Origin of the sequence: Novosphingobium sp., assembly GCF_025351285.1 — a bacterium.
Lineage (GTDB): Bacteria > Pseudomonadota > Alphaproteobacteria > Sphingomonadales > Sphingomonadaceae > Novosphingobium.
This window is the reverse complement of record NZ_JANXWG010000064.1, coordinates 13,843-27,746: the sequence shown is the minus strand read 5'-3', so window position 1 is coordinate 27,746 and position 13,904 is coordinate 13,843. Positions and strand designations below refer to the sequence as shown.

At 66.1% G+C, this 13,904-nt stretch carries 11 protein-coding genes; 8 read left to right on the top strand and 3 right to left on the bottom strand.

The genetic code is table 11. From position 1 onward, the window contains the following. From Q0R16_RS07880 to trxA, 7 genes are all read left to right on the top strand, one after another. A partial coding sequence (locus Q0R16_RS07880) for a PAS domain-containing sensor histidine kinase (protein ID WP_295634613.1) occupies positions 1 to 1,419 on the top strand: 1,419 nt, incomplete at its 5' end. Further along, positions 1,416 to 1,880, top strand: coding sequence for a tRNA (adenosine(37)-N6)-threonylcarbamoyltransferase complex ATPase subunit type 1 TsaE (gene tsaE, locus Q0R16_RS07875; RefSeq protein ID WP_295634611.1), 465 nt, complete (start codon positions 1,416 to 1,418; stop codon positions 1,878 to 1,880). The genes Q0R16_RS07880 and tsaE, both read left to right, overlap by 4 nt. Next, positions 1,877 to 2,884: a phosphotransferase gene (locus Q0R16_RS07870; RefSeq protein ID WP_295634608.1), complete on the top strand. Its 1,008-nt coding sequence runs from the start codon at positions 1,877 to 1,879 to the stop codon at positions 2,882 to 2,884. Before tsaE ends, Q0R16_RS07870 begins: the two co-directional genes overlap by 4 nt. Further along, positions 2,881 to 3,603, top strand: a complete 723-nt coding sequence (locus Q0R16_RS07865) for a nucleotidyltransferase family protein (RefSeq protein WP_295634605.1) — start codon at positions 2,881 to 2,883, stop codon at positions 3,601 to 3,603. Before Q0R16_RS07870 ends, Q0R16_RS07865 begins: the two co-directional genes overlap by 4 nt. Next, a complete protein-coding gene (gene addB, locus Q0R16_RS07860) occupies positions 3,596 to 6,619 on the top strand; it encodes a double-strand break repair protein AddB (protein WP_295634602.1) in 3,024 nt (1,007 codons plus the stop codon). The genes Q0R16_RS07865 and addB overlap by 8 nt, the downstream gene beginning before the upstream one ends. Continuing rightward, positions 6,616 to 10,086 carry a double-strand break repair helicase AddA gene (gene addA / locus Q0R16_RS07855; RefSeq protein ID WP_295634599.1) on the top strand — a complete coding sequence of 1,157 codons (3,471 nt, stop codon included), beginning with the start codon at positions 6,616 to 6,618 and terminating at the stop codon, positions 10,084 to 10,086. Before addB ends, addA begins: the two co-directional genes overlap by 4 nt. A gap of 100 nt (positions 10,087 to 10,186) precedes the next feature. Beyond that, positions 10,187 to 10,507 carry a thioredoxin gene (trxA, locus tag Q0R16_RS07850; RefSeq protein WP_295634595.1) on the top strand — a complete coding sequence of 107 codons (321 nt, stop codon included), beginning with the start codon at positions 10,187 to 10,189 and terminating at the stop codon, positions 10,505 to 10,507. Here trxA and Q0R16_RS07845 read toward each other — a convergent pair. From Q0R16_RS07845 to Q0R16_RS07835, 3 genes are read right to left on the bottom strand one after another with little or no spacing between them, the layout of a single operon-like run. Further along, positions 10,504 to 11,271, bottom strand: a complete 768-nt coding sequence (locus Q0R16_RS07845; RefSeq protein ID WP_295634616.1) for an inositol monophosphatase family protein — start codon at positions 11,269 to 11,271, stop codon at positions 10,504 to 10,506. The two genes, trxA and Q0R16_RS07845, sit on opposite strands and share 4 nt — an antisense overlap. A 47-nt stretch (positions 11,272 to 11,318) precedes the next feature. Continuing rightward, the gene (argJ, locus tag Q0R16_RS07840; protein ID WP_295634593.1) at positions 11,319 to 12,545 is read right to left on the bottom strand and encodes a bifunctional glutamate N-acetyltransferase/amino-acid acetyltransferase ArgJ; all 1,227 of its coding nucleotides are present in this window, start codon (positions 12,543 to 12,545) and stop codon (positions 11,319 to 11,321) included. 44 nt (positions 12,546 to 12,589) lie between these two features. Then, positions 12,590 to 13,633: an acyltransferase gene (locus tag Q0R16_RS07835; protein WP_295634590.1), complete on the bottom strand. Its 1,044-nt coding sequence runs from the start codon at positions 13,631 to 13,633 to the stop codon at positions 12,590 to 12,592. A gap of 79 nt (positions 13,634 to 13,712) precedes the next feature. Here Q0R16_RS07835 and Q0R16_RS07830 point away from each other — a divergent pair, with 79 nt between their 5' ends. Further along, positions 13,713 to 13,835, top strand: coding sequence for a hypothetical protein (locus Q0R16_RS07830; protein WP_295634587.1), 123 nt, complete (start codon positions 13,713 to 13,715; stop codon positions 13,833 to 13,835). The last annotated feature ends 69 nt before the right edge of the window (positions 13,836 to 13,904 follow it).

Below are 13,904 nucleotides of genomic sequence, written 5' to 3'. Positions count from 1 at the left end.
ATCGCGCAGTTCGACGGCAAGCGGAACCTGTCGTTCACCAATCAGCCGTTTCTGCGGTTGTTCGCGCTCCAGCCGACCACGCTGGCCGACCAGCCGCCGTTCGACCGCGTGCTCGACCGGATGCGCGAGGCCGGACGGCTGCCCGACGTGCGCGATTTTCCCGAATGGCGCCGCGAGCGGCAGGGCTGGTTCCTCGCCAGCGAACCGCGCGAGGAGGCGTGGAGCCTGAGCGACGGCACGCATTTGCGCGTGGTGGGTCAGCCGATGCCCGATGGTGGCCTGCTGCTGATCTTCGAGGATCGCACCGAGCAGCTCCAGCTTTCGGCCACGCGCGATACGCTGCTGCGCACGCGCACCGCCACGTTCGACAACATGGCCGAATCGCTGGCGGTATTTGCGCCCGATGGCCGCGTGCAGTTGTGGAACCGCAAGTTCGCGGCGATGTGGGGGCTGGAGGACGGCTTCCTCGACACGCACCCGCGCGCCGATGTGCTGCTGCGCAAGGTGGCGCCTGCGCTCAAGCGACCGGCGCAAGTCGGCGCGCTGGGGCAGGTGATCCAGGCCGCCACGCTCGAACGCAAGCGCCAGAGCGGGCGAATGGTGCTGGCCGACGGGCGCACGCTGGAATTTGCCGGCGTGCCGCTGCCCGATGGCAACGGCATGCTGACCGTGCTCGACATCACCGATTCGCAGAAGGTCGAAACCGCGCTGCGCGAACGCAATGCCGCACTGGTGGAGGCCGATGCGTTCAAGACCGGGTTCCTTGCGAGTGTGTCGTATGAATTCCGCAACCCGCTCACCTCGATCCAAGGCTTTGCAGAGCTGTTGCAAGCCGGCGTGGCGGGCGAATTGCCCGAAAAGGCGCACGAATATATCCGCGCGATCCTCACTTCGGTCGGCCGGCTGGCAGAGCAGATCGAGAACGTGCTCGATCTGACGCAAAGCGAGGCGGGCACGCTGCCGTTGGCGCGAGAACCGGTCGAACTGTTCCCGCTGATGACTGAAGTGGTCAAGGAACGCGCCGACAAGCTGACGGCGGCGGGGCTGACGCTGGACTTGCGCGGCAACAAGTCGGTCGGTGAAGCGTTGGGTGACGCGCGACGGTTGAAGCGCGCTTTCGGGCAGTTGCTCGAAAACGCGATCGCCGCGACTCCCCCGGGTGGCCGCATTCTGGTCGATTGTTCGCGCAAGAAAATGGGTGCGCAGATCGTCATTTCGGACAACGGCAAGGGCATGGACGCGGCGATGCTGGCGCGCGCGCTCGAAGGGCTGAAGCCCACGCCGGATGGCCGCGCACCCGAACGCCGCAGCGGGCTGGGCCTGCCACTCGTACGTCAGTTGATCGACGCGCACGGCGGCAAGTTCGAACTGATGTCCGAACCGGGCGAAGGCACCAGCGCGATCGTGACCCTGGCTTGACCGGGCCGATATCGCTGCCCGATCTTGCGGCCACCGCGGTTTTGGGCGCGCAGATCGCCGGGCATCTCCGCCCCGGCGACGTGGTGGCGCTGTCGGGAGGGCTGGGTGCCGGCAAGACCACGCTGGCGCGCGCGATCATTGCTGGCCTTGGGCATTCGGGCGAAGTGCCGTCGCCCAGTTTTGCCATCTTCGAAAGCTACGATCCGCCGCTGGTCCGCCTGCCGCTGGTTCATGCCGATTTCTACCGGTTGGCGCGGCCCGAGGAATCGCAGGAACTGGGGCTCGACGATTACCGCGATGGTGCGGCCTTGATCGCCGAATGGCCCGAACATGCCGGCGGATTTGCGCATGAACCGGGGTGCCTTTCGATTCGGCTCGAAAGTGCTGCACAGGAAGCGGGGGAACAGGGGCGGATGGCCATTGTAAATCCGGGGGCGGATTGGCTAAGCCGCTGGCCATGACCGAGCTTGCAGAGACCATTCCGGCCGACCCGATTCCGGATGGCGCCGCCGCGTTCCTCGCCGATGCGGGCTGGGGCAGCGCCACGATCGATCCGCTACCGGGCGATGCCTCGTTTCGCCGCTATTTTCGCGTTAGTGGCCCCCCCGGCAGTGCGATGCTGATGCACGCCCCGCCGCCGAACGAAGATCCCGCGCCGTTCATTCGCGCCGCGCGCTGGCTCGATCAGAACGCGATGCGCGCGCCGGTGATCCACGCCGAGGATGCCGCGCAAGGCTTCGTGCTGATCGAAGACTTCGGCGACGTTCGGATGCGCGAATACCTCGACGCCTGGCCGCAGGACGCCGACGAGGTCTATCGCGCGGCGATCGACGCGCTGGTGGCGTTGCATAAGCTGCCGGCCGGGCCGTTCACCTCGTATTCGCTCGCCGAATATCTGCGCGAAACGCGGCTGTTCATCGAATGGTTTTGCCCGGCGCAACGGCTTTATGTCGATGCCAAGGGCTGGGAAGCCGCGTGGGAAGAGGTGCTGGTGCAATTGCTCCCGCGCCAGCGTCCCGGGGTAACGGTGTTGCGTGACTACCACGCCGAAAACATCATGCTGCTGGGCGGCACCGACAAGCAGGGCCTGCTCGATTTCCAGGACGCGCTCACCGGGCATCCGGCATATGATCTGGTCTCGCTGCTGCAGGACGCGCGGCGCGATGTGGGCGAGGAACTCGAAAGCGCGATGTTCGATCATTACATGGCGCATGCCAAGCCGGGCCCCGAATTCTTCGACGATTATGCGCGGCTGGGTGCGCAGCGGAACGCCAAGATCGTGGGCATTTTCGTGCGGCTGTGGAAGCGCGACGGCAAGCCGCGCTATCTCGATTACATCCCGCGGGTGTGGAACCTGCTGGAGCGCGACCTTGCGCATCCCGTAATGGAGCCGGTGGCGCGGTGGTTCGATGCCAATATTCCGCACGAGCTGCGCAGCCGTGGCGGTGGAACGTTCGTGACATGAACCGTGCGCCACTCGCTTCGGATACAGCGATGGTGATGGCGGCGGGCCTGGGCAAGCGTATGCGGCCGCTCACCGCCAGTCGGCCCAAGCCGCTGGTGATGGTCGCGGGCAAGCCGCTGATCGCGCATACGCTCGATCGCATGGCCGATGCCGGCATGGCGCGTGCAGTGGTCAACGTCCATTACCTCGCCGATGCGATGGAAGCGTGGCTGGGCCGGTATGCGCGGCTGGCTGTGACCATTTCGGACGAGCGTGCGGCTTTGCTGGAAACCGGCGGCGGCATGATCAAGGCACAAGGCCTGCTGCCCGATCCGTTCTTCTGCCTCAACAGCGATGCGGTGTGGCTTGACGGACCACGCTCTGTCTTCACCGAATTGACCAAGGCATGGGACCCGGCGCGGATGGACGCGTTGCTGCTGGTGGTGCGGTTCAACGGCACGCACAATTATGACGGCAAGGGCGATTTTCATCTCGATCCGCTGGGCCGCATCAGCCGCCGCCGGCCAAGCCGGATTGCGCCCTATATCTACACCGGCATCCAGATCGTCTCGCATCGTCTGCTGCGCGATCCCCCGGAAACAGCATTCGGGACGATGCGCCTGTGGGAGCGCGCGATCGAGGAGGGCCGGCTTTACGGCTGCGTCCATACCGGCGAATGGTGCGAAGTTGGCAGCCCCGAGATGATTGCGCCGACCGAAGCCCTGCTCGCGCGTGTCTGATCCGGACACGCCTGCACCGGGCGGAACGGTAACAGGCGTCAACGTGTCTTCGATCGCGGCGCACCGCGGATTCGCCGATGCGCTGGTGGCCGGGCTGATCCCACGCTACCGCGAGCCCGGCTTCGGCCTCGCGCGGTTGACGCTGCTGTTGCCTAGCCGCCGCACCGTGCGGATCGTGACCGAGGCCTTCGTGCGCGCCAGCGATGCGGGTGGGCAGGCTGGCCTGCTGCTGCCGCGCATGGCGGTGATCGGTGATCTCGATATCGACGAGACGCTGGGGCCGCTGCTCGATCCGATCGGCGAAGCGCTGGACATCCCGCCTGCCGTCGATCCGACCTTGCGGCTGCTTCGCGTCGCCGAACTGCTGCGGCAGGAACTGGGCGAGGAGGCGCGCGGCGAGGCATCATTGCTGCGGCAGGCGCGCAGCGTGGTGCGCAGCATCGATCGCATGACGGCCGAGGAAATTCCGCCCGAACGCCTGCTTGAAATCGACATGCTGCCCGATCTGGCGACGCATTGGCAGAACTCGCTCCGTGTCTTCGCGCGGGTGCTGGCACGGTGGCGAAGCGAGCTGGAAGCTCTGTGCGCCATCGACCCGCCTGAACGGCGCAACCGGCTGTTGCGCCACGCCGCAAGCATCTGGCACGACCTTCCACTGCCGCACCCGGTGGTGGCGGCCGGGGTGACGTCCGCCGCTCCCGCCGTGGCGCAATTGCTGCGCAGCATCGCGCACTTGCCCAACGGACGGGTGATCCTGCCCGATCTCGATCTCGCGCTCGATCAAAAGGTATGGGATGCGCTCGGCATTGCCGGTGCGCCTGAAAACAAGGACGATCCGCCGTTCGGGCGCGGCGACGCGGTCACGCACCCGCAATACCATCTCAAGCTGCTGCTCAACCGCATGGGTGTGGCGCGCAGTGAAGTCCAGCCGTGGCACCGCGCCGGACTGGCGCCCGCGCGGCCCGAACGCAGCCGCGCGATTTCGAACCTGTTCCTGCCACCCGCCGCCAGCACCGCCTGGGTCGGGCTCGATGCCGACGAGCGGCGGCTCTCGGGCGTAAAGGTAATGGAAACCGCGCACCCCGAGGAAGAGGCGCAGGCGATCGCAATCCTCGTCCGCGAAGCACTGGCGGTGCCCGAACGGCGCGTGGCGGTGATCACGCCAGACCGGAGCCTTGCTGCCCGCGTGGTTGCGCATTTGGCACGCTGGAACATCGAGGCCGATGACACCGCCGGCCGTCCGCTGCCGCAGACCGAGGCCGGGCGGTTCCTGTTGCTGCTGGCCGACGTGGTGGCAGAGCGCGCTGCGCCGGTTCCACTGGTTGCGCTGCTGGGCCACCCCCGAGTCCGGGCAGATGCTCGCCGGCCGGCGTGGCTGGAACGCGTGCGGCAGCTTGACCTGGCGTTGCGCGGGCCGCGTCCGGGGCTCGACCTTGCGGCGATCGGCATCGCAGTTTCACGCGCGGAAAAGCGGTTTCCGGGGCTGGGCGCCTGGTGGACGGACGCGGCAGCAACGATCGCGCCACTGTTCGCGCTTGGCCATGATGGCCCGCTCGAATTGTGGCTGACCGAACTGGTGCGCGCGGCAGAGGCGCTGTGCGGCGATGACATCTGGGGCAATCCCGACGGGCGCGCGCTGGCGGCTTTCATCGAAGAATGGCTGATCGCAGCGGCGCAGGCGCATACGACCGTGGCGAGCGACCAGATACCCGCGCTGCTGCGCGATGCGCTCGACGAAGTTGCGGTGCGGCCTCCGTGGGGCGGGCATCCTCGCCTGGCAATCTATGGCTTGCTCGAAGCGCGGATGAGCCGTGCCGATCTGGTGATCTGCGGCGGCATGATCGAGGGCGTTTGGCCGGCCAACCCCACGCCCGATCCGCTGCTGGCGCCGCCGGTGTTGCGGCAACTGGGCATTCCCGGCGCCGATTTCCGTATCGGCCTGGCCGCGCACGATCTTGCGGCCGCGCTCGGCGCGCCGCAAGTGGTGCTGAGCCACGCCGCGCGCGATGAAGGCGGCCCGGCGATCCCGTCGCGGTTTCTGCTGCGCATCCGCGCGATGCTGGGCAAGTCGCTCGCCATGGAAGACAGTGCCGTTGCACTGGCGCGCATGATCGATCACGCGCCGCCCGCGCCCACTTATCGCCGGCCGCAACCGATGCCGAGCGCCGAACAACGCCGCGTCGACTTGAGCGTCACTGCGATCGACCGGCTGCGCGGCGATCCGTACCAGTTCTATGCCTCGGCGATCCTTGGTCTCAAGCGGCTCGATCCGCTCGATGCCGATGCCACCGCCGCGCTCAAGGGCATTGCGGTGCACGAAGTGCTGCAAGCGTGGCACGAGGGCGGAACGCACCCCGGCGACTTGCTCCCGCGCGCCGAGGTCAAGCTGGCCAAAATGAGCTCGCATCCGTTCATGCGCGGGCTGTGGCGGCCGCGCCTGCTCGATGCGCTGCGCTGGATCGAGGACCACATCCGCGCGCTCGACGACGAGGGCCGCACGCCGGTTTCGTGGGAGCAGTGGGGCGAAATGCGCGTCGACGGCGTGCGCGTGTTCGGGCGCGCCGACCGGATCGACAAACTGGCTGATGGAACGCTGGCGATTGTCGATTACAAGACCGGCAACCCGCCTTCGGCCGCGATGGTCGAACAGGGCTTTGCGCTCCAACTCGGGGTGGTCGGGTTGATTGCCCAGGCTGGCGGGATCGCTGGCCTTGCAGGCGAGCCGGCTGCGTTCGAATACTGGTCGCTCGGGCGCAACAAGGATCGCGCGTTCGGTTTCGTGAAAAGCCCGGTCAAGGCGCCGGGCAACCGCGCGGCGCTGCAACCCGAGGATTTCCTTCCCACAACGCGCGAATACCTGCGCGAAGCGATCGCGCGCTGGATCCTGGGCGATGAACCCTTCACCGCAAGGCTCAATCCCGACCTGCCCAATTACTCGGACTACGATCAGTTGATGCGGCTCGATGAATGGCAGGGCCGTGCGGTCAGGCCAGAAATCGGGAGTCCTTGCGCATGAGCGCGGTGTTCCCGCTGAAGGACAACCAGGCGCTGGCGGTTGCGCCCGATCGCACGGTGTGGCTCTCGGCCTCGGCCGGGACCGGCAAGACGCAAGTGCTGACCGCGCGCGTGCTGCGTCTGCTGCTCGAACCGGCGGTCGAGCCCGAGCAGATCCTGTGCCTCACGTTCACCAAAGCGGGCGCCGCTGAAATGGCCACGCGCGTCAGCGACGTGCTGGCGCGGTGGGTGCGGCTTGATGACGCAAAGCTGGCGGCCGAATTGGGCTTCATTGGCGCGGATATCGGCCCCGCAACCCGGCTCCGCGCGCGCAGCCGCTTTGCCGCGGTGCTCGATTGCCCGGGCGGGGGCTTGCGTATCGGCACGATCCACTCGTTCGCGCAGTGGCTGCTCGCGGCATTCCCGGTCGAAGCCGGGCTGACGCCGGGCACGCGCGCGATGGAGGACCGCGATCGTGATCTGCTGGCGCGGCAAGTGCTGGCGGATATGCTCGCCGAGGCCGAGGAGCAGGGCGACGCCGCACTGTTCGCGACGCTTGAAATGTTGAGCCTGCGGATGACGCAGGACCAGGTCCAAGGCTTCCTGATGCGCTGCGCCGGCGCGCGCGAATTGTGGTTCGGGACGGGCGCGTGGACCCCACCGCTGCGTTCGCGGATCAACCAGTTGATCGGCTTGCCGCCCGAGGACAGCGGTGATCCGGCGGACATCGCCGCGCTGTGCGCCGACGATACGTTCGATTGCGCGTCGGTGCGCGGCTGCATGGCAGCGCAAGCCGCATGGGGCACGGCCAAGGCGATCGACGCGGCCAGTATGATGGGCGATTGGCTCGCATCCGATCCGGCGGCACGGCTAGCGGGGATCGACGATTTTGCCGATTTGTTCCTGACCAAGGCGGGCGAACCGCGCAAGACCAGCGCACTCGACAAGCGCGCGCCCGGTTATCCGCACCATGCTGTGCGGGTGATTGCCTCGCTGGCCGCGCTGCGCGAACGGCAAGCCCTCGCTGAACTGGTTGCCTGGGTTGAACCAGCGCTCGGGCTCGGGCGGCGGTTTGCGCTCGCGTGGGACGCGGCAAAGGCGCGCGAGGGGCTGATCGATTTCGACGACCAGATCCGGCGCGCCGCCGCCTTGCTCAACCAGCAGGATATGGGCGAATGGGTGCGGTACAAGCTCGATCGGCAATTCGATCATGTGCTGGTCGATGAAGCGCAGGACACCAACGCCGCGCAATGGGACATCATCAACGCACTCGTTGGCGATTTCTTCACCGGCGAAGGCCAGCGCGGAGATCGGTTGCGCACGCTGTTCGTGGTGGGCGATTACAAGCAGGCGATCTTCCGCTTCCAAGGCACCAGTCCCGAGAATTTCGCCCACGCGCGCGATCGGGTGCGGGGCCAGCTTGCGGCAGTGGCTGAAGCAATGGCCGAGCCCGAGCGCGCGCTGCTCGATCTGGGCCTGGCGCGATCCTACCGTACCGCGGCGCCGGTGCACGATTTCGTCGACCGTGCGATCGCCGCAATCGGCCCCGAACGGTTCGGCCGGATCGAGGCGATCGACCCGCACATGGGCGAGGACCGGCCGGGGCTCGTGGCGATGTGGAACCCGGTGTCGCTCGCGCCGACACCGGGCGATGATGAGCCCGAGGGGGACGGAGAGGACGGTTCGGAAGGCTGGCTTTCGCGGCCCGATCGCCAGCTTGCCGATACGCTGGCGCGACAGATCCGCACCTGGATGGAAACCGGATTTCCGCTGCTCAAAGGCCGACACCGGCTCGCAGGGCCGGGCGACGTCATGGTGCTGGTGCGCAAGCGCAAGGAACTGGCCGGGCTGATCGTGGCGCGGCTCCATGCGCAAGGCGTGCCGGTGGCCGGGGTTGACCGGCTGCGGCTGGGCGCGCCGCTCGCGGTCAAGGACCTGGTTGCGGCGCTGCGCTTTGCGGCGCAACCGTTCGATGATCTGAACCTAGCCAACCTGCTGGTCTCGCCGCTGATCGGCTGGAGCCAGGAAGATCTGCTCCAACACGGCTGGCGGACGGGCAAGCTGATGCTGTGGGAGCACTTGCGGAGCAGCGAAGGCCCGGAGACCCTGGCCACGATGCACCGCTTGCGCGAATTGCTCGCGCTGGCTGATCGCACGCCGCCACAGGCGTTGCTGCACTGGTTACTGGTGGGGCCGTGGGAAGGCCGCAAGGCGCTGGTCGCGCGGCTGGGCAGTGAGGCCAACGATCCGATCGACGAATTGCTCAACGCCTCCGGTGCGTTTGCCGCATCGGGTACGCCCAGTCTCAACGGTTTCCTGCAATGGTTCGATGCGGGCGAGGGCGAGCTGAAGCGCGAGCAGGGCCGCGCGGGTAACCAAGTGCGAGTGATGACCGTACACGGAGCCAAAGGGCTGCAGGCGCCGATCGTGATCCTGGCCGATGCGGTGGACGATCCCGATAGCTCGCCGCCGCGCGGGTCGATGCTCGAGGAACGGGTGCTCGACGCGGTGCGCGCGGTGCCGATCCCGCCATTGCGCAAACAGGAAAAAGTCGCCGTGATCCGCGAGGCCGAGGAGCGCGCGCAACGCGAAGAGCGCGAGGAACACTGGCGGCTGCTGTATGTGGCGATGACGCGGGCCGAAGAGGCGCTGTTCATCGGCGGCGCAATGGGGCCAAGGATGCGCGAATTGCCGGCGGATAGCTGGTACGCGCAGCTCAAGCCGTTGTTTCCCGAGGGTTCGTGGCGCTCGGACCCACTGTGGCAGGAGCGGGCCGAGCTTGGCGGGTTGGCGCCGCGACCGGCTGAACCCGATAACGCGCCGATTGTGGACGTGTCGGCCCCGTCGCTGCCCGATTGGCTGACCCAGCCCATCGGCCCCGAACCGCGCCCCCCGCGCCCGCTCGCGCCATCATCGCTGGGTGAGGAGCAGGCGCCCGATCCGCCGCCGAGGCCCGGGCCGGGGATAGTGGCCGCGGCGCGGCGCGGCACGCTGGTTCACAAGCTGATCGAACGCCTGCCCGAACGCCCACCCGCCGAACGCCTCGATGCGGCGCTTGCCTGGCTTGCGCGCAATGCCGCAGACATCGACGATGAAACGCGGCGTGTGCTGGCCGAAAGCGCGGTCCGTGTGCTCGCTCAGCCGGGCTGGGAGGACGTGTTCGGGCCGGATTCGCTCGCCGAAGTGCCGATTGCCGCGCTGGTCGGCGGGCGGATGGTAACCGGCGCGATCGATCGGCTGGTGATCGGCCCTGACACGATCCGCATCGTGGATTTCAAGACCGCGCGCCGGCCGCCCGAACGAATCGAGGACATTCCGGCCGCGTATCTGCGGCAGATGGCGGCTTATGCGCAGGCGCTCGGCGTCATTCATCCCGGCGTGCGGATCGAGGCCGCGTTGCTGTACACCGAAACGCCAGTGCTGTTCGCGCTGACCGACGATTTGCTTTCGCCCTACAAGCTCGATGCAACCACCTTGCAATCACCATAGCCGCGCTCGCAAGGCCAACAGCAAAGCTACTCGCCCCGAACCATTGCCAGCGCTCCGCGCAACCCTACATTGTCGATACGCAGAAAAAGGAATCACCAGCATGCCCACCAAAGCCGTAACCGATGCCAGCTTCGCCACCGACGTGCTCGGCTCGGACAAGCCCGTCCTTGTCGATTTCTGGGCGGACTGGTGCGGTCCGTGCAAGATGATCGGGCCGGCTCTGGAAGAAATCTCCGACGAACTGGCCGACAGGGTCAGCATCGTGAAGATGGACATCATGGAAAACACGCAAGTTCCCGGTGACGTGGGCGTGCAGACGATCCCGCTGATGGTGCTGTTCAAGGACGGCAAGCCAGTCGCTCAGAAGCTGGGCGCCGCGCCCAAGAGCCAGCTCAAGGGCTGGTTGGAAAGCGTTCTTTAAATCCGATCGAGCCGCGCGGCGAGTTCGTCCCACAGGGCAGGACTCGCCGCGCCGATCAGGCCGGGCAGCATGTGCTCGTCCACGCGGTACGGCGATCCGTCGGGCCGCGCGACTTTGCCGCCGGCTTCGTTGACCAACAGCGCGCCCGCCGCGTGGTCCCACGCATATGTGCGTTCGAACACCGAAACATCGTTCACGCCCAGCACCAGCCGCGGATATTGTTCGGCGGCGCAGCGCGGGATATCCACCAGCGTGTAATGCGGCGCGATGTGTTCCATCATCGCCTTGCGCTTGGCCGGATCGACGAACATCAGCGAGATTCCGGCCACCGGAGGGATGAGCCCGGTAGTGCGGGCTTGGATTCGCGCTCCATCGATATAAGCGCCGCGGCCCTTGACCGCGTGGCACATCCGCCCGCTCAGCGGATCGAGGATCCAGCCGGCCACCGCCTCGCCATATTCGGACAGCGCGACCATTACCCCGAATGGCGGTTTCCCTCGCGCGAAATTGTTGGTGCCGTCGAGCGGATCGATTATCCAGCACGAAGCATCTTTCAGCCGATCGAGCACCGCCGGATCGGCATGCGCCGCTTCCTCGCCGACGATGGTTGCTTTGGGCAACACCCGCGCGAGCCCTTCTGCCAGGATCGTCTCGGCTTCGGTGTCCGCGATTGTTACGGCGTCGTCGGCGGCTTTTTCCTCGATTTCATGCGCGGCCAGCGTTTGATAACGTGGCACGATCGCACGCGCGGCGGCATCGCGCATCACCGCTTCGACCGCTGCAGACAGCGCGAGATCGGCTGGGGACAAGGTCAACTCCGGTAATCCGCGTTGATCGCGATGTAGCCGTGGGTGAGATCGCAGGTCCACACCGTGGCTCTGCCGCTGCCCATGCCGAGATCGACTTCGATCGAAACTTCGCGGCCCTTGAGGTGTGCAGAGACCGGGGCTTCGTCGTAATCGGGCAGCGGTTGGCCATCGCGCGCGGCCCAGGTGCCGCCGAAGCCGATCGACAGCAGATCGCGGTCGGCGGGTTCGCCAGCCTTGCCCACCGCCATGACCACGCGGCCCCAATTGGCATCTTCACCGGCGATCGCGGTCTTGACCAGCGGCGAGTTGGCGATCGAAAGACCGACGGCCCGCGCGCTGTCATCGCTGGCGGCACCGGTTACCGTCACTGCGATGAACTTTTGCGCGCCCTCTCCATCGCGCACGACCAGGTGGGCGAGTTGCAGGCAAACGTCGTTCAGCGCGGCAGCGAAAGCATCGGCGCCCACGCTGTCGAACGAAGCGAGCGGGGCATTGCCGGCTTTGCCCGTGGCGAAAGCAAGTACGGTGTCGCTGGTCGACGTGTCCGAATCGACGGTGATGCACGAAAACGTCCGCGCGTTGGCGGCGGACAACATATCCTGCAAAAACCCCGGTTCGATGACGGCGTCGGTGAATATGTAGCCGAGCATCGTCGCCATGTCGGGCGCGATCATGCCGCTGCCCTTGATGATTGCGCAGAGCGTCACCGTTTTGCCATCGACCACGGCTTGTACGGTGGCGCCCTTGGTGAAGGTATCGGTGGTGCCGATGGTGCGCGCGGCGTCTTCCCAGGTGCAGGGCTCTGCCGCAAGCGCGGCGTCGACGCCCGCCTGGGCCTTGCCCCGGGGCAGCGGCACACCGATGACGCCGGTGGATGAGACGAACACCTCGTTTTTTGCGCAACCCAGGTGCCCGGACACTTGTGCCATGATCGCGTCGACAGCTTCGCGTCCGCGATAGCCGGTGAAGGCGTTCGAGTTGCCGGCGTTGACCACCAGTGCGCGCGCGCGGCCATGGCAGACGGCTTCGCGCCCCAGTTCGACTTCGGACGAGCAGCAGACATTGCGCGTGAACACGCCGGCGACGGCGGTGCCCTCGGCCAATTCGGCATATGTCAGGTCGCAGCGGCTCCATTCCTTGTAGCCCGCGCGCGCGATGCGGAGCGTCACGCCGGCAATCGCGGGCATTGCGGGGAAGGCGACGGCGAGGGGGGAGACGGGTTCAGCCATGCGCGGCGACTACCGCGCTGGCAGATGGCGTCAAGGGACCGACGTCATGGGAGCGGGACAGTGGACCGGTTGCGAAGGCGCGGGAATGGCCGGATTGCTCGGATGGGCGGAATTTGCGCGACGAGAGCCGCAGCGAGCAAGGCCGCCGCGATGGCAATTGCCGGGCCGAGCGGGCCAAGGTGAAGCCCGCCGACATATTCCAGAATCGGCAAGTGCACCGCATAGAGCGGGAACGACAGCAGCCCAGCAGCTCGCAGCCATTTGCCAGCAAACGCCGGAGGGGTGGCCGACGCTGCCAGCCACAGCAGCGGGGGGAACAACAGGAGGATGACGAGCGCATCACCGATGGCAGTGTTCAGCGGCAGAGCTGGCAGAACCATGAGCGCAGAAAGCGGCAGGGTCAGCGCCACGTACCAGGGCAAACCCGACGACGTTCGGATGCTGTCTGGCGGCGTATTCTTCCATTGGCGGGCCAGCCACACACCGCATGGATAAGAAAATCCGATCCGCGCAAAGCCCATCCACCAGTTCGAACTATCCGGTCCGAACGTGGCCGAGCCGAACAGGAAGATCGACACGGCCAGCACTGTTCCACCAAGCCCCGCCACGGCCAGAACCATGCGATCCGAGAGCCGCCGGATCACCAGCAAGTGTGCGGTGTTTGCAAGGATTTCGAGCATCATCGACCAGTGTGGGCCGTTGAGCGGAAAAATCAGACCACCTTGCGCGGAATTGGGCCGAACATTGGGCATCAGCAGCATCGCCTGTACCAGCAGCATGCGAACCGACTGCCCGGTTTCGATCATCCGCAACAGCGCACCGGTCAGCGCGCCGACTGCAATGATCGGCCAGAGCCGCGCGACCCGCGCGCGCAGGAACCGCAAAGCGCCGTCCTTGGCGTTCATCCGGTCTTCGGCCGCGAGGGTGAGGACAAATCCGCTTAACAGGAAGAAGAAGTCCACGAACAAGTAGCCTCGACTGAATACACCCAAGCCGTTGGCGGATAAATGAATATGATACAACACAACCGAAACGGCAGCAATCAAACGCAGTCCGTCAAGCAAGGAGAGGCGTGATTGATTGTTCATACCGTCAAAAATCGTCCATATCGGATTTTATTTGGAGCAATGACTCTATCGTGGTTCACCGTTGATCTTGATATTTGACATGACCGTCAATACTCGATTGTTTGATAACGGTGCGATTGTGGATCAATCACTTGGCTTGATTGAATGCCATGGTGCCGGATTTTCGATCACCGCCAGCTTCCGCATTGTGTCGAATTGGTGACGTAATCGCCCTGTAATTCGTGAAATCGCAACGAAAATGACGCGAACCAGTCATGCGGTGTTGGCAGAA

Coding starts and splice junctions, on each gene's coding strand:
- Q0R16_RS07865 (WP_295634605.1), top strand. CDS start 2,881: ATGAACCGTGCGCCACTCGCTTCGGATACAGCGATGGTGATGGCGGCG.
- addA (WP_295634599.1), top strand. CDS start 6,616: ATGAGCGCGGTGTTCCCGCTGAAGGACAACCAGGCGCTGGCGGTTGCG.
- trxA (WP_295634595.1), top strand. CDS start 10,187: ATGCCCACCAAAGCCGTAACCGATGCCAGCTTCGCCACCGACGTGCTC.
- Q0R16_RS07845 (WP_295634616.1), bottom strand. CDS start 11,271: ATGCGCGATGCCGCCGCGCGTGCGATCGTGCCACGTTATCAAACGCTG.
- Q0R16_RS07835 (WP_295634590.1), bottom strand. CDS start 13,633: ATGAACAATCAATCACGCCTCTCCTTGCTTGACGGACTGCGTTTGATT.
- Q0R16_RS07830 (WP_295634587.1), top strand. CDS start 13,713: ATGACCGTCAATACTCGATTGTTTGATAACGGTGCGATTGTGGATCAA.
- argJ (WP_295634593.1), bottom strand. CDS start 12,545: ATGGCTGAACCCGTCTCCCCCCTCGCCGTCGCCTTCCCCGCAATGCCC.
- Q0R16_RS07870 (WP_295634608.1), top strand. CDS start 1,877: ATGACCGAGCTTGCAGAGACCATTCCGGCCGACCCGATTCCGGATGGC.